Source organism: Sulfidibacter corallicola, assembly GCF_017498545.1.
GTDB lineage: Bacteria > Acidobacteriota > Holophagae > Acanthopleuribacterales > Acanthopleuribacteraceae > Sulfidibacter > Sulfidibacter corallicola.
This window is the reverse complement of the sequence record NZ_CP071793.1, coordinates 10,218,756-10,236,765: the sequence shown is the minus strand read 5'-3', so window position 1 is coordinate 10,236,765 and position 18,010 is coordinate 10,218,756. Positions and strand designations below refer to the sequence as shown.

General features: G+C 60.3%; 14 protein-coding genes. 2 read left to right on the top strand and 12 right to left on the bottom strand.

Annotated elements, in window-relative coordinates; translation table 11 throughout:
• Positions 1 to 410 precede the first annotated feature (410 nt).
• The 7 genes from J3U87_RS30955 to fabG form a co-directional block, all read right to left on the bottom strand.
• Positions 411 to 1,439 (bottom strand): lipase family protein, encoded by a 1,029-nt coding sequence (locus tag J3U87_RS30955; protein WP_237379669.1) that lies wholly within the window; start codon positions 1,437 to 1,439, stop codon positions 411 to 413.
• Positions 1,440 to 1,656: 217 nt separating this feature from the next.
• Positions 1,657 to 2,553 (bottom strand): alpha/beta fold hydrolase, encoded by an 897-nt coding sequence (locus J3U87_RS30950; protein WP_237379668.1) that lies wholly within the window; start codon positions 2,551 to 2,553, stop codon positions 1,657 to 1,659.
• Positions 2,554 to 2,572: 19 nt separating this feature from the next.
• Positions 2,573 to 4,834: a TonB-dependent receptor plug domain-containing protein gene (locus tag J3U87_RS30945; RefSeq protein ID WP_237379667.1), complete on the bottom strand. Its 2,262-nt coding sequence runs from the start codon at positions 4,832 to 4,834 to the stop codon at positions 2,573 to 2,575.
• 14 nt (positions 4,835 to 4,848) lie between these two features.
• Complete coding sequence (locus J3U87_RS30940; RefSeq protein WP_237379666.1) at positions 4,849 to 6,339, bottom strand: sodium:solute symporter family protein; 1,491 nt, start codon at positions 6,337 to 6,339, stop codon at positions 4,849 to 4,851.
• Positions 6,329 to 7,792, bottom strand: coding sequence for a class I adenylate-forming enzyme family protein (locus J3U87_RS30935; RefSeq protein ID WP_237379665.1), 1,464 nt, complete (start codon positions 7,790 to 7,792; stop codon positions 6,329 to 6,331). The genes J3U87_RS30940 and J3U87_RS30935 overlap by 11 nt, the downstream gene beginning before the upstream one ends.
• The gene (locus tag J3U87_RS30930) at positions 7,782 to 8,615 is read right to left on the bottom strand and encodes an alpha/beta fold hydrolase (RefSeq protein WP_237379664.1); all 834 of its coding nucleotides are present in this window, start codon (positions 8,613 to 8,615) and stop codon (positions 7,782 to 7,784) included. Before J3U87_RS30930 ends, J3U87_RS30935 begins: the two co-directional genes overlap by 11 nt.
• Before the next feature lie 4 nt (positions 8,616 to 8,619).
• Positions 8,620 to 9,345, bottom strand: a complete 726-nt coding sequence (gene fabG / locus J3U87_RS30925; protein ID WP_237379663.1) for a 3-oxoacyl-ACP reductase FabG — start codon at positions 9,343 to 9,345, stop codon at positions 8,620 to 8,622.
• 240 nt (positions 9,346 to 9,585) lie between these two features.
• Here fabG and J3U87_RS30920 point away from each other — a divergent pair, with 240 nt between their 5' ends.
• A complete protein-coding gene (locus J3U87_RS30920) occupies positions 9,586 to 9,726 on the top strand; it encodes a hypothetical protein (RefSeq protein WP_237379662.1) in 141 nt (46 codons plus the stop codon).
• Between the two features lie 252 nt (positions 9,727 to 9,978).
• Here J3U87_RS30920 and J3U87_RS30915 read toward each other — a convergent pair whose 3' ends face one another.
• From J3U87_RS30915 to J3U87_RS30895, 5 genes are all read right to left on the bottom strand, one after another.
• Entirely contained in the window at positions 9,979 to 10,998 is a 1,020-nt protein-coding gene (locus J3U87_RS30915; protein ID WP_237379661.1) for a 3-oxoacyl-ACP synthase, read from the bottom strand.
• 75 nt (positions 10,999 to 11,073) lie between these two features.
• Positions 11,074 to 11,886: an alpha/beta fold hydrolase gene (locus tag J3U87_RS30910; protein ID WP_237379660.1), complete on the bottom strand. Its 813-nt coding sequence runs from the start codon at positions 11,884 to 11,886 to the stop codon at positions 11,074 to 11,076.
• An 8-nt stretch (positions 11,887 to 11,894) separates the two neighbouring features.
• On the bottom strand, positions 11,895 to 12,554 hold the full coding sequence (locus tag J3U87_RS30905) for a TetR/AcrR family transcriptional regulator (RefSeq protein ID WP_237379659.1): 660 nt from the start codon (positions 12,552 to 12,554) through the stop codon (positions 11,895 to 11,897).
• Positions 12,555 to 13,356: 802 nt separating this feature from the next.
• Positions 13,357 to 14,361, bottom strand: a complete 1,005-nt coding sequence (locus tag J3U87_RS30900; protein WP_237379658.1) for a transposase — start codon at positions 14,359 to 14,361, stop codon at positions 13,357 to 13,359.
• 710 nt (positions 14,362 to 15,071) lie between these two features.
• Positions 15,072 to 15,593 carry a hypothetical protein gene (locus J3U87_RS30895; protein ID WP_237379657.1) on the bottom strand — a complete coding sequence of 174 codons (522 nt, stop codon included), beginning with the start codon at positions 15,591 to 15,593 and terminating at the stop codon, positions 15,072 to 15,074.
• 664 nt (positions 15,594 to 16,257) lie between these two features.
• On the opposite strand from J3U87_RS30895, the gene J3U87_RS30890 reads away from it, so the two are divergent.
• On the top strand, positions 16,258 to 17,889 hold the full coding sequence (locus J3U87_RS30890) for a right-handed parallel beta-helix repeat-containing protein (RefSeq protein ID WP_237379656.1): 1,632 nt from the start codon (positions 16,258 to 16,260) through the stop codon (positions 17,887 to 17,889).
• Positions 17,890 to 18,010 lie beyond the last annotated feature (121 nt).

Genomic DNA, 18,010 nt, shown 5'->3' with positions numbered 1-18,010 from the left:
AAATGGAATAAAGTGAGAAGTGTTTCTAACTATCTGTGAAGTAAATGCTTGTGTGACTTGGTTGGCCTGGTGTACGGGGATGCTCGGTGCCTGTCTCCCCAAGATGACCTTGGTTTTGAGGTGCGCGGTTGCACGGCGATTTCGTGGTTCACGCCAAATTCAAGCCCCGCGGTCGTGGATCGATCGGGCCATCGTGTTCTCTTGAAACGAAGTGGTGCAACCAACCTGAGATGGGTCTTGCCGTCGGGAAATTTCCATCAGGAACCCGGGAATGTCGAAAACCAGGATGAACCTGGTCATGGTGGGCAACCAAGTGCCTGTCCTTTGCCTCGGCTTCTTCGCGATGTGGCGTCAACGCGAACAAGGAGTTCCCGTTACCGAAGGAACGGTCACGGGAACTCCGGAGATGGTTAGTACAGGCCGTTGACCATGTCGTATTGGATCTCGGCCGTCAGGTCCTTGAGGTTGAAGTGGCCGTACGGCACCTGGCTGAACACCGCCTCGTCCGTCTGACCTGCGATTCGCGAGGTGTAGTCTCCATACACCAGGTTCCCGTAGCCGATGACCTCGTCGACCGTCGACCAGATCGTGTACACCTGGCTACCCTCGTAGCCGCTTGTCGCGTTGAGATCCACCAGGATGTCGCTGACCCCGTAAGGGCCCCAGATGCCGATGGTGTAGCCCGGATAGAGGCCGTTCGTGGCACCGCAGGTCGGCGTGCTGCCGCCGCTGAGGTAGCAGGACACCAGGCCCAGGTTGGCACCGGCGATACCCACGAACGCATCGACCGAGGCGGTCAGGGGCGCGCCCAGGTTGTAGGCCCCCCCGTCCAGGGCGTCGTTGGCCGAACCGCCCTTGATCGCCTTGCGCGTCAGGGTGACCCCCATCGAGTGGGTGATCAGGTCCACCTGTTCGGCACCGGTGTAGGCCAGCACGGCCTCGATGAAGCCGCGGATCTTCTCCAGGTACAGCCGTGAGTGGTATTGATAGGATGCGAGGCCGGCGTTGGCCGGACCCCAGGTGGTGGCGTAGAGTTCCGCCGAGGTGTAGCCCTCCGACAGAAAGTGATTGACCGAGGCACTCCAACCGGTTTGGCCAAACGTGTCTCCCAAGGCCTTGTCGGAGTTGCCGTGAATGAAGATGACCGGATCGCGGTTCACGGACTGGCCGGCGAAGGCGCGGCCTCCGTAACTGCCACCCGTCAGGTCGGTCCGCTCGAAGTCGAACCCGGACCAGGCGCTGGTCGCCAGCCACTGACTGAAGTGACTGGTGAACCCCGGGGGCGGCATGGTTGCGCGCTTGGCGGGGATTTCCAAGTCGGGATCGACCGCCATCGCGTGGATGTCGGGCACTTCGCGATGGTCCAGTACGTCGATGGTTTGGGCAAGGATAGATAGGTTCAAGGACAAGAAGATACAGGAAAGGGCGACCTTCTTCATGGATACCTCCAATAAGATAGCGCTTACCCGTACGTCCCATGCGTCTTGGTAGTGGGAAGCCCATGAGAAATGCGGGCGCGTAAAAAAATGGGATCGGACCCGATGAGGAGGCCCACGGACCCGATCCCGATACCCCAAAAAGGCAGCCGAAGCTACCAATTCGGGCTTCCTTCAAGTTGTGTGGCCACCACAGGGGCGGTTCGCCATAGGGGCGAACTCAGTGGGTGGCAGGGTCCTCTTGGGACGACTCCTCCAAAAAAGTGATCATGGCGTTGGCCAGGGGTTCGGCCTGGTCGATGATGCACAGGTGCCCACCCCGTTCCAGAACCAACCAGCGTCCCTTGGGCAGCGCTTTGGCCAGCTTTTCGCCGTTGATCGGCGGTACCACGCGGTCGCCGTCGCCGTGGATCACCAGCGTGGGTTGCGCGATTTGCGCGACGCGGTCGATGTGGTTGAACATCAGGCCCGCCATCACCTGGCGTTGGATGACGGCCGGCGGCGGCGTGTAGCTGCTTTCCCGAGAGACCAGGGCCGCCAGCCGTTCCGGCGCCGCTTCGGCGAAGCTCGGGTGCAGGGCCAGGGCCAGGCCCTTGCGGACCGCCTCTTCCCGCGGCATCGTGGCCGATGTCTGGAAGAACTGCAGCACCTCGGCATCGGGTGGCACGTGGGTGGGGCCGCCCATGCTGGAACTGATCAGGACCAGGTTGCGGACGCGATCCGGGTGGGCCAGTGCCAGCGCTTGGGCCGCGAAGCTGCCCAGCGAGATCCCGGCCACGTGGTAGCGCTCGAATCCCTGACGGGCCATGACTTCGGCGGCGTCTTCGGCCATCGTCGCCACCGTCACCGGGCCCTCGCGATCCGGGCTGCGCCCGAGGCCGCGGTGATCGAAGACCACCACGCGGAATCGCTTCGCCAAGTGAGGGCGGATGTCGTGCCATACCTCCAACCGATTGCCCAATCCGCCAATCAGAAGAAGCGGCTCGCCGGAGCCACTGGCTTCCGCGTACAAGGCCGGCGAGCCGGAGGTTTTCGGATCGGCCTGGTCCGCGAGGGCCAGGACCGATCCCGGACCGAGGAGATGACACAGCGTGAACTGCACCAAAAGCGTGATCACAGGGAACTCCTGTCGTGGTTCAGAATTTTTGGTAGATTTCGAAGGTGACGAAGCTGGGAACGGCGGGCGTGCCGAGCAGCTCGGTCTTGTCCTGGTCGAACACGTTGGACCAGCTCAGCTTCAACAGCGTGTCCGTCTGGGCGAGGCGGTAGCCCACGGCCAAATCGGTCACGAACGATTCCTCCAGGCGACCGGACCAGTTGCCCGAGAGGTAGTCGTAGGCGTCGGTGCTGCGGCCGCTGATGTTGAAGAAGCTGTCGCGCCAGGGCAGGTCCTTGACGTTCAGGCTGGCTTTGTATTTCATTTCCGGGGTGTTGAAGGGGATGTCGGGAATGGTGGTGTTGTTGTCGAACGAGTCCAGCTTGGTGTACCCGATACTCGTCTTGAGGCTGACCTCATCGCTGAAATAGAAGTCCATACCCAGGTCGATACCCTCGATTTCGGCTTCCCCGTAGTTCAGGTAGGTCAACAGGAAGGGAATCACTTCGCCGTCGGCCGATTGGGCGTAGGTGCCCAAGACCGGGGTGGCGATCACCTGCAAGGGGCTGATGAAGTTCTCGTAATCCGACTTGTAGGCCACCGCGTCGACCGCGATCGAGGAGCCGAAAATCGCGCGCCAGCCGATTTCGAGGGTCGTGACCTCTTCGGGTTCCAGGCCCTGGAAGTGGGTCAGCTCGGTACCGTCGGCGCTGAAGACCGTGAAGCCGTTCAGGTTGCCGCGGGCCGCGCCGTTGAAGAAGAACAGGTGGGTTTCGATGATTTCCGGAGCCCGGTAACTGCTCATGTAATTGGCGCGGAAATGGTGGTTCCCCTGTTGGTAGGTGATCCCGAATTTGGGGCTGAACTGGGAATCGAACTCGGTGAAGTCGTCGTAACGGGCGGCACCCACCAGGCGCAGCCGATCGGACATCATGCGGTAGTCGGCCTGCAGGTAGACGCTCTTTTCTTCGCGCGAGATGTCGCGTACGTTGCCGTTCGCATCGGCGAAGTCGTCCAGGTAGCTGCCCTCCGAGTTGGGTTGGTATTCGCGGTAGCTCAGGCCACCCACCAGGTACAGGGAGCCGATCTCCCAGTTGCCCTGCAGTTCGGTGTCGTTCAGGTAGGATTTGTTGATGAAACGGGCCGCGTCGGCCGCGGCTTCGAGCGAGACGCCGGCCGCCAGCAGCGCGGGCACGTTCTGGATGCTGTAGGTGTCGCCGGCATCCTCGCCGGTGCGCGTGAACTGGAAATACCAACGCGGTGCGCTTGCCTTGAACTGCACGTGACCGATCTCCCAGCCGTCGATGCGGTTGCGACCCACGTTGGTGACGCCGAACCCGTCGTTCTGCGACCAACCGACCATGGTCGAGAGGGTCGTCTCCCCGAATTTGGCGTAGCCCGTCAATTCGAACTTGGCCGAGACCACGTCGAAATCACCCGTCACCAGGTCGGCTTCGCGGAAGGCCACGCCGTTGGCGATGTCCGCCTCCAGCGCCGCCGGATCGGTGTAACTGGTTTGGTTGGCACCGCCCGTGTTGAACACGTTGTCCGAATCGAACTCGTCGGCCTGCAGGTACTCACCGGTCAGCTTGAAACCCCAGCGGTCGCCGACGGTTTCCGCGTAGCGGATGCGGGCGTCGACCAACGATTGCTGGCCGCCCTTGAGCGCGGCGGTAAAGCCGGACTCGTCCCAGGGCGTCTTGGTGATGATGTTCAGCACGCCGGCGGTCGTGTTCGATCCGTAGAGCGCGCCGGCGGGTCCCAGCACCAGCTCCATCGACTTGATGTCCAGGGAGGAAACCGGGGCGAGCCCGCCTTGGGGCAGGCCCGCTCCGGGAAGGGTCGACAACCTGCCGTCGACCAACGAGAGCATTCGAGAATTGAAGGAGGAGCTGAAACCGCGGGTGGACACCTTTTGCAGGTTGATTCCGCCGTTGGCGAAATCGACGCCCTTGACCTGGGCCAATGCGCCCGAGAAGGTGGTGGCGGGGCTGGTCAACAGCGCTTCGCTGGTGACGGTTTCGATGGTGGAGGGCGCTTCCATGCGCTTTTCCGGTTTTTTCGAGGCACTGACGACCATCGATTCCTCGATCGTCGTTTCGTCCTCGGCCGGTTTGTCCAGGTTCTTCTCGTCCTGGGCTGAAAGGTGGGGCGTGAGCCACAACAGGGCGACGATCAACCACCCGAGCAATCGGTGCGGGTGTGCGTGGGGGCGGCGGTTCCGAGCCCGTCGCGGGCTGACTTGGGCATCCATCGCGGTATCTGTGTGTCGCGGAGCTTTTGATTCGCGAATCCTTTTCATGGGATCCCTCCTTACTAGGGCTGAAAGGTGGCGCGCGCGGGCGCCGAATCTTCATTGGCGGGAAACAGGACCCGGTGCCCGATGAGGCAGACCGAGGCAAAAACGAATGCGGTGATGATGGCGTAACCCGCCGAAACGCTTGGGTTTGCGAATCCAAGTCCCAAGTGCAGCAACAGGTGTACGCCGATGCCGAGGGCGGCCGCGCAACCGGCGATCCAGGCGGGTACCGGTTTGGATGACAGCACGCCGAACACGATGGGCACGACCGAGGCCGCGGCCAGGCCGTACACGCCTTTCTGCGCGAACAGGCCCACCAGGCGCGGCGGGTCCCAGGCCAGGGCGAAGGCGATCAGGCCCACGCCGACCAGCACCCATCGGGACAGTGCCAGTCCCGATTTCTCGTCCGGCTTTTCCCGGCGGAACGGCAGGTAAAGATCGTTGACGACCATTGCCGACAGTGCGACCAAGATGCCGTCCAGGGTCGACATGCCCGCGGCCAGCAACGCCACGGTGATGAAGGCCAGAAACAGGCGGCCCCCCAGTGTGCCGCCCATCTCCGCTCCGATATAGGTTGCCACCACGCGGTCCTGTTCGGCGATCTCCAAGCCGGAAAGGCGCGCGTAGAATCCCACGAACAACATCAGCGAAAAAATCACGCCGGCGACGATGGTGGTCACCAGGAAGCGGTTCACGTCGCGATCGTTCTTGAGGTAGAGCGCTTTGGTGAGGATGTGTGGCTGCATCATCAGCGCGAAGGTAATCAGGAAACTGGATCCGAGGACCGAGAAAAAGTCGTGGTAGAGCGGGCTCTGGGCATTGAAAGGGGCGCCGTACTCGGGCGAGACCGTGCCCAACGCGTTCAGGAAGCCACCGTCGAAATACTTGAGGCCGCCTACGAAGAGCACCACGGCAATCGCGATCATCAAGATGCTTTGAAAGGTGTTGGTATAGGCATGGGCGTAGGTGCCGCCCAGCAGGACGTAGCTGAACACGAACAGCAGGACCAGGGTCAGCGCCAGTTGCCGGGGAATCCCGAACAGTTGGCTGCAGAGAATGGCGCAGCCGACGAGGATCAGCACCACGAAGCTGATGCTCAGGAGGTTGATCAAGGCGAAGAAGAGGGCCAGCATGCGGCTGCCGTAGCGCTCGCGGATCCAGTGGGGAATGGTGAGCACGGCATTGGCGGCACCGATGCGGCGAAAGCCCTTGCACAACAGCAGCAGGGCGGCGGCGATGCCGAGCGTGGCGGCCACGCCGTAGTGGAGCCAGGCCGAGAGGCCGTGGGTGTAGACGAAACCGGGATTGATGACGAAGGTGGCGGTGGAGGCGATCGAGGAAGCCATTGTCAGGCCCACCAGCACCGGATTCATGTCGCGGTTGCCGATCGAGAAGCCCGCCAGGCCGCGGGTCTTGCGCATGCCCAGGAACGAGAGCCAATAGGTCAGGGCCACGTAGAGCGCCATCAGGATGAAGGGAAATGCGGAAACCATGGTTTCAGCCGACATGTTGCACCCCTTCCACGGCCCAGGCCGTGAGTGTCGCGCGATCCACCTTGCCGTTGGCGAGCAGCGGAAACTCGCTCAGGCAGCGCAGGTGTTGCGGATGTTTGTAGCGCGAAAGATGGGGTTCCAGCAAGGTACGCAGTTCGGCGAGCGTCATCTCCCGGTCCGCGACCAGGAAGGCGAAGCCCACCTCGCCCCAGCGGGTGTCGGGAACCGCCACGACCTGGGCGTCGTGCACGCCGGGCAAGGCCAGCAGGTGACGCACGACCTCGCCGGGAAACACGTTTTCGCCGCCCGAGATGTACATGTCCTTCTTGCGGCCGACGATGGTGAACAGGCCTCGCTCGTCGCGCATCGCCAGATCGCCGGTCCGGAAGAAGCCGTCGGGGCAGGTTTCGCGAAACGTGTCGGCGTCGCGCCAGTACCCGGCACAGACGTGGGGTCCGCGAATGCACAGTTCGCCCGGTTCGTTCGGGCCCACTTCGCGGCCCTGTTCGTCGATCAGCCGCACCTGGCTGTGACACATGGGACGTCCCACCGATTGGGGGTGGTTCAGGGCGGTCTCCTCGTCGATGGCGAAGCAATTGGGGCCGACCTCGGTCATGCCGAACCCTTGGCGGAAGTGGACGCCCTTGGTTTGCCAGGCCGCGCTCAAGGTGAGCGGGCAGGGGGCGCCGCCGGAAATCATGAATCGCAATTGGGGGAAGCGGGCGCGATCGAACGCTTTCGAGCGGCGCATCATGTCGAACATGGTGGGCACGCCGAAGAACACGGTCATGCCTTCGCTTTCGATCAGGCGCACCATGTGCTCCGCATCGAACTGTTCGGTGAGGACCAGGCGTCCGCCCGCGTGCAGCAAGGGCAGGGTGAAGACGTTGTAGCCGCCGGTGTGGAAAAAGGGCGCGTGGGCCGCGCTGACGTCGTTGGGGCCGAGATCCCATTCGGTGCGGGTGTTGAAGATGTTCCAGAGGAGCATGCCGGCGTGGAGCATCACCCCTTTGGGCTCGCCGGTCGAACCCGAGGTGAACAGGATCATCAAGGTGTCGCGGTGGTCGACGTCGTGGGGTCGATAGTCGGCGTTGTCCGGGAGGGTCAACCGATCCAGGTCGATCGATTCCTCGGCAAAGGCGGGAAAACCGGCAGTGAGAAAGACTTTGGGTTCCAGGCGATGCAATTGGGCGCGCAGTTCGGGTTCGGCGAGGCGGAAGTTGAGCGGCACGAAGATCGCGCCGAGCTTGGTGCAGCCGAAAAAGAAGGTGAGATGTTCCAGGCGGTTGACGGCCAGCATGGCGACGCGATCGCCAGCCCGCACGCCGCGGTCGGACAGCCAGGTGGCACAGCGTGCGGCCAGCGTGTTCAGCTCGGCATAACTCACGTCGTGGTCTCGCTCGACCAGGGTCAGCGCCGTTCGGTTGGGGTAGCGCTGGGCGTTGCGATGTAAAAAATCAACCCACATGACAGGTATCTCCACGGGCGGGTGTGGTTGCTTCTCCGATGGTGCCCTGGGCACGCAGGAAGGGGAGGATGTGTTCGCGCACGAGGTCGGGACGTTCGAGCAAGCCGGCGTGCGCCCCTGGCAGGGTGGCGAATTGGCCGTGCGCCAGCATGGCTGCCAAGTCGCGGTGTTCGGCGGGCGGCGTCAGCAGATCGTCTTCGCCGGCGGCCAGCAGGGTCGGCGCCTGAATGGCGGTGAGATCGACATCGCCGCACATGGCGCCCTCGATCAGACCCTCGACCGCGGTCGGATCGAGCAGGGCCGCCCGGCTGCGGTACATCTGTACCAGGTCGGCGCCCAGCGAAAGGGCCGCCTCGCTCCAGATCCAGGGGGCGGCCACGTCGAAACGATGTTCCGGACCGCCGACGCGGTGGGCCGCCAGCCAGCTCGACAGCTTGAGCCGCAACAGCCGGGTCGGTGCGGCATAACAGCCGACTGCGACCACCGCCCGAACCCGTTCGGGGTAGGCCGCCGCGAAGGCCAGCGCGAGCCGTCCCCCGTTGCTGATGCCGAGCAGGGCCGTGGGTGGCCAATCGAGGGCGTCGAGCAGGTCCTTCAAGTCCGCGACCAGCACCTCCGGGCCGTATGGGCCGGGGGGTTTGGGTGCATCCCCTTGGCCGCGACCGTCGTAGCGCAACACGTGATAGTCCTCCAGGTGTGCCATGGCTCCGTCCCAACTGGTGTAGTCGGCGAACAGGCCGTTGAGCAGCACCAGCGCGGGACCCCGCGGGTTGCCTTCGATGCGGTACGGCAGTTTGGCTCGGGTTCGGTCGGCGGCGGTCATGATACTAACCCAACACCAGGCCGCCATCCACGTTGAGCGTGGTGCCGGTGATGTAGCTGGCGTCGTCGGAGGCCAGGAAGGCGTAGGCCGAGGCGATTTCCTCGGATCGACCCATGCGGGCGAGCGGCGGTTTGCTGCGAATCTGGTCCAGGACCTTCTCCGGGATGGCGGCGGTCATGGGGGTTTCGATGAAGCCGGGGGCGACCGCGTTGACGCGCACGTTGAAACGGCCCAGTTCCTTGGCCAAGGTCTTGGTCAAACCGATGACGCCGGCCTTGGTGGCCGCGTAGTTGGCCTGTCCGAAATTACCGAAGTGGGCGACGACCGAAGCCGCATTGAGAATCACCCCGCTTTGCTGTTCCCGCATGCGCTGGGCGGCGGCGCGACAGAGCTCGAAGACCGCGGTCAGGTTGACCGCGATGACTTGGTCCCAATCTTCGCGCGACATCTTGCCGATCGATTTGTCGCGGGTGATGCCGGCGTTGTTGATCAGCACGTCGATGCCGTGCTCGTCCATGAACGAAGCGCAGGTGTCGATGCCGGCCTGGGTGCTCACGTCGGCCTGCAGGAATTGGGTTCCGTTGGGGAACTCGCCTTCCAAGGCGTCGACCGCGACGCGATCGACCAGGCACAGTCGTGCGCCCTCCTGGGCGAAGCGCAGGGCCGTGGCGCGGCCGATGCCGGATCCGGCTCCGGTGATCATGGTGATTTTGTTCTCGAGTCCGTTCACGTTGGTTCCTCCGGGTTGTGGCTCCCGATCGGTGGTCCCGCGGGTAGGCTCGCGGAGACACGGGGACACCCGAATCCCTGCCGTGCCGGGGCTCCCCTGGACAGGAGCACAGGCCTTCGGTCACAGTTGGGCCGAAAGCCGTCGGCACGGTCGAGGGACCGCGTTCGGTGCCGCGTGACGAGCGTTTCACGGGGCTTGGGATACGCCGCATGGCGTACGATCGGTTGTGGAAAGTAGAGCATGGAAAAATATGAAATCGGTTGCGACGAACTCCTGCGTTCGCGGCACGTCCGCGAGGCGAGTTCGGTTTGGAAACAGGAATGTCAGTTGGAAATGCGGGGCCCGGTAATCGATGCGGTGCAGCCTGAAAAACCCAAGTGAATCGATGAAGTCATGCTTGGGGAGAAACCATACGCGCCGAAGCCGGCCAATCGAAGGGCCTGGGATCGGTGATCCCGGGCGCGAGGCCGTGAAGGAATGAAGGTCGCGCTGGTGGTGAGAAAACGTGAGTTGGCCGTGGAGAGACCGAATGTTCGGTTGGCGGCTGCTTGAGCGGCCGGCTGGGGGCGGGTTGGCCTTGGGGAGGCTGGGTGAACGGTTGCTGGAGATCGTGGTGCTTGTGGTGGGCGGGGATCAGGTCACCAATCCCTCGCCGCGGAATGTCGGTTGGTCCCAGCGCAGGGACAGGGCGGACCAGGTGTAGCCGATGCCGGCACTGGCGAGGACCACGTGGTCGCCGGGGTTGAGAAGGCCCCGTTGCTCGGCCAGTCCCAGGGAAAGGACCTGGTCGGGGGCACCGAAGTGACCGTAGTGGTCGAGGTAAATGCTTTGCGAGGGTCGCAGGCCCAGTTCCTGTAGGATGCCGTCGTGGGCGGAGCGCTTGACGTGCAGCAGGGCCAGGAAATCGATCGGGCGGTCGCTGGAGGCTTCGGCCGCTTCCCGAATGACGCGGGTGAAGTTGGGGATCGAGTCGCGCCCCAACCGTTCGCGCATGCCGGCGATGTTCGGCACGGTGAGATAGGTCTGTTCTTCGTCCAGGCCGTCGCGGCTCATGCGACGGGTTCCGCCGCCGGGAATGATCACGTCTTCGCTGTACCGGCCGTCCGTGATGACCGAGGCCGCGCCGATGGGATTGGTGTCCCCGCGCTCCAGCAGCAGGGCGGCGCCGCCGTCGCTGAGGCTGTAGAGGAACCGTGCGGACGGGTCGCGGTAGTTGACGAGATCGCCGGTGCGGTGGCCGCCGCACAACAGGACGCGGCGCAGGCGGGCGTCGGCGGTCATCATCGATTTGGCCACGTGCAGGCCGACCACGTTGCTCGAACAGCGCGAGGACATGTCGAAGGCCCAGGCGCGGCGCAGGCCCAGTTGTTCCTGGACGTAGATGCCGGCCGACCAGACCGGATAGTCCTTGTGTTCCGAACCGGTCCAGATCAGTAGGTCGACGCTTTCCGGGTCGATGTCTTCCAGGGCCAGCCGGGCGGCGCGAACCGCCAATTCGCTCGGGTGCAGATCCTTGGGGGCGCGACACTTGCGCACGATGCCCATTTTTTCGCGAACCACGTTTTCGGGTATGTCGGCGGCCCGGGAGATGTGGCCCGCGTCTTCGAAGGTATCGGGGAGCCAGACGGCGCTTCGTTTGAGGGAAATGTTCATGGAAAGACTCGCGGTGTGGGGGTGGGGTGCTCGACGTGTAATCGGGGATGAGGGACCCGGGGGAGTCCCCCCCGATCAGCCGAGAAAGGCGGTGATCTTTTCGCAGGTTTCGTCTTCGCGTTCCCAAAAGAACCAGTGGTCGCTTTCGGGGATGAGCTGGAACTGGCCTTGCGGCAGGGTGTCGGCCAAGATGGCCGCGTTTTCGGGGGGCACGAATCGGTCTTCGGTGCCCGTCAGGGCCAGGGCCGGGCAATGAATTTCCGAAATCGGCATGGGCGTGTCGAGAAAGGCGTTGGCGGCCTTCAACTGAAGCACGGCCTGCTCGCAATCGGCCCGATGGCTCAGGCGAAGTTGGTAGAGGCGATCGAAGCGTTGGGGATCGCGGGCGCGAAAGGCGGGATGGACCGTGGCGGCCATGCTTTGGCTGATCATGTCCGTGGGGGTCATGGCAAAGGCCTCGCGCAGTTGGGTTTCGGTGAAGGGGGTGAGGGGCAGGAAATCCGGGCCCGAGGAGGTGGTGCACATCAAGATCAGGCGTTGCACGCGGTTCCGGGCTTGCAGGCAGAGGCTTTGGGCTACGAAGCCGCCCATGCTGATGCCGATCACGTGAAAGCGTTGGTAGCCCAGCTCGTCCATGAGCCGCAGGGCGTCGGCGGCCATGTCGGCGATCGTGTAGGGGCCGGGCGCGTGCTGCGAGGCGCCCATCCCGCGATGGTCGGGCAGGACGAAACGGTAGCGACCGCCGAGCTTGGTGGCGGCGTCTTTGAAGATCCAGTTGGCGCAGCCGAAACCGGGAAGAACCAGGACAGGTTCGCCGCTGCCCAGCAGATCGTAGTGAAGCGCGAGGGTGGCGGGCGAAACCGGGTTCGGTTGGAGCCGGGGGTTCATGGTCGGACTCAAGCCTCGGCCGAAGTGGGCGTGGTCGTCGTGGTTTCGCTGGTCGAGGGATTCAGCAGGCCGTGAAGGATCAGGTCCTGAACCTTGCCGGCAACCGCATCGGAATCGAAGCCGAAGTGATCTTCCACGCCGAAGCTGGTCTCGACCATGTAGTATTGGAAGAGAAAACGGAAGATCATCATGACGGCGAAGAGCGGGTCGGCCTGTTGGTTGAGGCGCCCTTCCTGGTGGAGTTCCGTGAAGCGAGATTCGTAGGCTGCCTTGAAGTTGGCGGCCATGTTGCGGTAGAAGCGTTGGATGTGTTCGCCTTGAAATTCGATGACATCGATGTAGATCAGCATGATGGAGGAGCGGTTCTCCACGACGACTTCGCGAATCGCGGCGGCGATGTCGGCGATGTCTTCGGGGAAACGCGCCTGGGCGACCACTTGGTTGAGGGGCAGCTCGGGATCTTCGAGGCGGCGCCAATATTGGTCGAGCAGGGCCGTAAAGATTTCGAGCTTACTGGAGAAGTGATGGTAGACGCGACCGATGGAAATACCGGCGTGTTTGGCGATGTCGCGGATGGAGGTGGCCTTGTAGCCGCTTTGCGAGAAGCAGCGGAGGCCGGCGCGAAGAATCAATTCGCGGGATCTCTGAGTTTTTAATTCCTGTTTCATTAGGCTCCCCAACTTTAAAAAACAGAATGTTCGTTTTGTTTTATCCATACGATAGGACTCGGCCCCGCCTCTGTCAAGTGATTTTTTCGTTGGCAGGCGCGCTTTTTCAGGCGCTGTCGTTCGGTTTTTCGTACGGATTCGGCCGGGCTGGCGGGGGGATGGGGCACGGCAAGCGGCTGTCCGCCTTGCGTCTCGTGATCGGCAAACAGCGGACAGGGTGACCCGAGTGTGCCGGCTCTTCCCGGCTCTTCGGGTGAGATCGGCCCAGGCGGGACCTCGCCGCGCATGGGACTCGGCATGGTATGGGGACAGGGAACACCAAGGTGTTTTAAACGAGCAGGTTAGGTTATGGTTGGCCAAGAGCAGGTTCGCCATACGACTTTGATGAGGTGGCTTTGGGGGGTTTTGCCAGTGCCTGCCTCTGATGCCTGCTCTGGCTGTGTGAGGGCCAGTGTTGATTTCATGGGGACAGGGAACACCAAGGTGTTTTAAACGAGTAGGTTAGGTTATTGTTGGCCAAGAGCAGGTTCTCCATACGACTTTGATGAGGCGGCTTTGGGGGGTTTTGCCAGTGACTGCCTCTGATGCCTGCTCTGGCTGTGTGAGGGCCAGTTTTGATAATTGCCGAAAATCCCAAAAACCTAGCGGGTTAAATATGACTGTCCCCTCTAACTCATTGCCGAAAATCCCAAAAACCTAGCGGGTTAAATATGACTGTCCCCTCTAACTCCTTTCCGTTCCACGCACCCGATTCGAGGGGAGCCCTTAGGAAATTAGTATTGAAATGGGAAATGTTACCGATTCAATTTTTAATCGTGCTTATGTCCGTGTGTACTTGGCGCTCCTCTCCCTTTGCTGAACAGAGGGCGCAAACGGAAATTTCTTTTTTTAAACGGGCATGCCTTCGTTGATGGGATTTGTGTCTGATTCTCGCCAATTCCAGCTTTCGCTGTTCCTCCACTTGGCGGATGTGCTGGTGGAACTCCTCCGAACCGTAGGCTTGGCTGCGCCAATCCACGGGTCGTTTGGCATTGAAATCTTCACGCCATTCGGTCATGGTTTCATCCCGCAAACAATGTGATGCGATCATTGCTCTTGGCAGGCATACTTTCTTTTCCGGGTGAAGGATCCGCACCGCCTGGAAATCCATCCATGTGACATAGCTTTGGGCGCGGTCCTTCTTTGCAATGTGGCGCAAGAAACCTACTTCCGGAAGGGACACGGGTCGCCTTGCCTCAATGTTGCGCTTGTATTGGCCTGTCGAACACCAGGCATAGTCGGAAGGACACTCGCAAAGACCCGCTCTCACAGGGTTTTGTTCGATATAAGTCATCACCCGCATCAAGCTTTGCTCGTTTTCGATGACCTTGCTCTTGAATCGCCCACCCCACATGTGTCCGCTGGTGCCATTCGCCTTGTTGAACGCTCGGGCCATACGAGCATTGATTTCGGCCATAAACTTCGAAAGATCCGTGAAACGGTCGTAGAAACGCGATGTATAGGCTTCTCGCCAGGGCCGTTTCGTCAGGAGATGCTCTTGTAGGCGTTCGTAGCGTGCTTGAATATCGCAGGGATCCAAGGGTGGCCGACGGATCTCGAGGCATAGGTGGTAGTGATTGTCCATGAGTACCCAGGCGAGAATTTTCACGTAGAAGATGTCCGCCATGGACTCGATGATGCCCCGACACTGGCTTTTGAACCCCGGCACATAATTGTCGCTGAGATAGAAGGCTTGTTGCGCCGTGCGGGTCATGACATGGTAGTGGGTGACTGGTCGATCGAGCTTGATACGAGGTCTTCTGCTCATGGCGACCCCCATGCTCGAAAATGGGTTACCACCGGTGTGTTGGTGCGTAAAGTATTTGAGATGAAAAGGTTTTGTGAGAACCTTGGCTTGGATGAAACCAGAGCAAGCCCCAGTCGGGTGCCAGGAAAAACACGGTCGACCGCCCTGGTTGCAGGAACTGCGGGCGTTTGGCACTCTCGGCAGATGGCGCTGTCACTCTGGCGCCGATATCTGCCTCGTTGCCGAGCATTTAAGCTCTTAGAAAACCTCTGACTGAGAACACAAAAAACCCGTCGGAGATTCCTGCAGCCAGAACCGGTCTCAAGCCCAGCAGTGAGCGTTAAATCCCAAAACGATCGTTGTGGCTCGAGCCAAGTGTGGCAATCAGAAAAAATCTCGGAAATGATGAACCGATTTGGTTTCATATCTCGACTCCATATGGAAGTCGAGGCCTGACAGGTTGATCACAGCGGAAGAACGCCTTTTTGTCAATCCCTGAATCCTGAATCAAGCGGGAAGAGGGGGACAGGCTTCTTTAAAACACTTAAATTAGGCTGGTTAGATCATCGTGGTGTCGGGAGTTCCGAACCTGAGCCAAACTTGATTCGAGAAGTATTTGGGCCAAGAGGAAATTGGGAGTCGCGTGGAACATTAGCACTTTGCAACTCGCCGATTCGAAAGGGCGGATGTCTCCTGACGAGTCGCAGATCCAGGGGGAAGAAAATCCGACTCTATTCTTCTGCGAGTGTCCAAGTGCCGAAATAAACGTATTTGTCGGCGTGCTCTTCTGGGTTCTCGCTACGTTGGATGATGCCCGTACCGCCAGGAATGGCGTCGTTGAGCATGGTCGTTGCCGAACTCCCATAACTCGGCCAATCCAGACCATTCGGCGTAAACGTCAGGACCATGAGGCTGTTGCCGCTGGCGAAGCCTTCCACCATGCCGTTAATACATCCCAGGTTGATCGTCTTACCATCCAGCGAACCGTATGCGGCGCCGTACATGGATTCAAATTTGACGTTTCTTCCATAGCTCGGTTCTTCCGCACCCTGATCGGGAAACGCGAACGTCAGTCCACCGTCTACGCCGCCTTCGAGAATGTCGGTGAGGTCCCGAGTGCTCGTCCAGGCTCCAAGCGGGGCCCGCCGGAGCTCCACCCTGTCCGCCCGGACACTCATGTGTCCCAGCACTCGCCCGGTAAAGGTCTCGATGAATTCATATTTGTAAATCTGGTTGGGTAGGGGTCGCGTCATGCTCACTCTCCTATTGATGGAAGCAGTAAGTCGGGATCGACCATCGGCGTGTGGCCGTCGGTCCGGGGCCCGTGTGTTTGGTAAGCACGTCATGAGTGGAGAGGGGGAAGAACAGCTTAGCACGAAAGTTATGGAAAAATGAGACGGTCTGAAAAAAAGATTAATCATAAAAATGGAAATGAACAGAGGTCTCATCTAGATCAGCCGGAGGTTGGTGTGCCGTCCCCGTTACAACCTTTGGACCCTTAGATGATTGATGAGAGGATCTCACCTAAAACGCACAATTAACACTGGATAACCTTTTCGAAAGCCCTTGCTGGGTACCACTCACGATGGGGTTACGGCCGGGTTTGGAGTCTTCATGGCCTGGCAATAAATCTTGGAAAGAGGCAACTTGCTTGGAATGTGCGGCCTATCACGAACGGCTTTTTTGGAGAAGCTTCGGGGATCTCGCTGACTATGATGAATCCCAAGATTATTTGTATTTTATTCACGTTTCACTATGATCCACGTATTCGTGGCCATATATACGAAGGGGAGCAACCCTATGAAGTTATACTCCTGTTGGCATATTTTAGAATCAGTAGCGAAATATGGAATTACCTCAGAAAGATTAAATCAAGGGAAAATGGTTTTTCTTGGTTCATTCCTCCTGGTTTTACCTATGCTATGGGCCGAGACCTTCTACGTCGATGGTGACCTTACCAGCTCCGATTGCGACACCTACAGCCCTGCCTCACGCAACTGCGGATCCGGCACCGCGCGAGCCTTCTCGACCCTGGCGGGCGCTGTCGCGGTCGCCAGGGCCGGTGACGAGGTACTCGTTCGGGCCGGAACCTACCAGGAACAAATGGTCCCTCGGGAATCCGGCACCGCGAACCAACCCATTACCTATCGCGCCTATCCCGGTGAGCTGGTCAGCCTGACGGGGAGTTTCAGTCCGGCGACCATGCATCTCGACAACGTCCAGTACCTCGTTATCGAGGGGTTTCGCGTTCGGGACGCTCGCTGGTTGGAAGCCGTCAATGTTCGGCACATCGTCATCCGCAACAACGAGTTCCTACGAACGCCCGCATCGGGAACCACGGGCAATGTCCGGTTTATCAGCAGTGACTACAACCAAATCGTCGGCAACGTCTTGGAGGAAGGAAACGACAACCTCACCCTCATCGATTCCGATTACAACCTCATTTCCGACAACAGTTTCCGCGAGGGCGGCCATAGCGTGTTGAGCTTGCGATGCTCGAACTTCAACCTGTTCCGGAACAACGTGTTTTCCAACACCCGCCAGAAAATAGCCGAGGTGTACGACTGCGGCGACGACACCAGTGCCGTACCCAACGCATTCGACGCCACCAGACACAATGTTTTCGAACACAACCTGTTTGTCGAATCCAGTTCCTACTACAGCACATCCGGTGGCAACGGCATTCAGTACGCCGGGCAAGAGGGCATCATTCGTCACAACGCCTTTTACCGCAACAATGTGGGCTTGGGCATGCAGGTTTACTCGGATGAGGCGTTGTATAACCATCACAATCGGGTCTACCACAACGTGTTCTACGACAATGATTGTGCGGGCATTTCCCCGCGTGGCAATGGTGTGGACAATGTGTTCAAAAACAACGTCATCTACGCGAATCGCGGTATGGGTGGCGATTGCTTTGGCGAGGGCGCGGCCCAGATCGTGTACCGAAACGGCCTGCAAGAGTTCTTGTTCGAAGCCAATAATATTCGCGGCCAGCAGCCGGGTGAAGATGTGATCAAGAACGAATTTGACTCCGGCGGATCTCTTGCCGACTTCGAAAGCAGCCATCCCGAGGTCTTCTTTGGCAATATCGAAGCCCCGCCCGAGTTCCGGGATGAAACGGCCTACGATTTTCGGTTGCGCGAAAGCAGTCCGATGGTGGATGCAGGTGTATTCTTGACGCGGACCGCCAACGCGGGTTCGGGAACCCAAATGTCCGTTGAGGATGCGCTCTATTTCCGCGATGGATTCGGCATCGAGGGTGCCTCCGGCGATAAAATTCAACTGGAGGGAGACACGCTGATCGCCGAAATTTTGGCAATCGATTACAGCCAACACCTGATCACCCTGAGTCGACCATTGGAGTGGGTCCAAGGCCAAGGAGTGAGTCTCTCATACGGGGGCCAAGCTCCCGACATCGGTCTCGACGAAAAGATCGCCGCACCAAACTGGGCGATGTGGGGCCTTTCAGATCATCAACTCTGTGGCAACGCCCGACCGAATGTCCTCGATTACCTAGCGTTCTTGGATCGCCCTGGTTGTCCCTGAGACGAATGGGGCACATTGGAAGCGAGTGGTTGGAGGATTGCTAAACGGAAGGTAAAGTGCTTAAAGATAGAGTGTTATGTTTGACTGTCTCCTGAACCCTTCTGCCTGCCCCCTTCCAAAC

Coding starts and splice junctions, on each gene's coding strand:
- J3U87_RS30890 (WP_237379656.1), top strand. CDS start 16,258: ATGCTATGGGCCGAGACCTTCTACGTCGATGGTGACCTTACCAGCTCC.
- J3U87_RS30900 (WP_237379658.1), bottom strand. CDS start 14,361: ATGAGCAGAAGACCTCGTATCAAGCTCGATCGACCAGTCACCCACTAC.
- J3U87_RS30930 (WP_237379664.1), bottom strand. CDS start 8,615: ATGACCGCCGCCGACCGAACCCGAGCCAAACTGCCGTACCGCATCGAA.
- J3U87_RS30935 (WP_237379665.1), bottom strand. CDS start 7,792: ATGTGGGTTGATTTTTTACATCGCAACGCCCAGCGCTACCCCAACCGA.
- J3U87_RS30915 (WP_237379661.1), bottom strand. CDS start 10,998: ATGAACATTTCCCTCAAACGAAGCGCCGTCTGGCTCCCCGATACCTTC.
- J3U87_RS30910 (WP_237379660.1), bottom strand. CDS start 11,886: ATGAACCCCCGGCTCCAACCGAACCCGGTTTCGCCCGCCACCCTCGCG.
- J3U87_RS30905 (WP_237379659.1), bottom strand. CDS start 12,554: ATGAAACAGGAATTAAAAACTCAGAGATCCCGCGAATTGATTCTTCGC.
- J3U87_RS30955 (WP_237379669.1), bottom strand. CDS start 1,439: ATGAAGAAGGTCGCCCTTTCCTGTATCTTCTTGTCCTTGAACCTATCT.
- J3U87_RS30895 (WP_237379657.1), bottom strand. CDS start 15,593: ATGACGCGACCCCTACCCAACCAGATTTACAAATATGAATTCATCGAG.
- J3U87_RS30945 (WP_237379667.1), bottom strand. CDS start 4,834: ATGAAAAGGATTCGCGAATCAAAAGCTCCGCGACACACAGATACCGCG.
- J3U87_RS30940 (WP_237379666.1), bottom strand. CDS start 6,339: ATGTCGGCTGAAACCATGGTTTCCGCATTTCCCTTCATCCTGATGGCG.
- J3U87_RS30920 (WP_237379662.1), top strand. CDS start 9,586: ATGGAAAAATATGAAATCGGTTGCGACGAACTCCTGCGTTCGCGGCAC.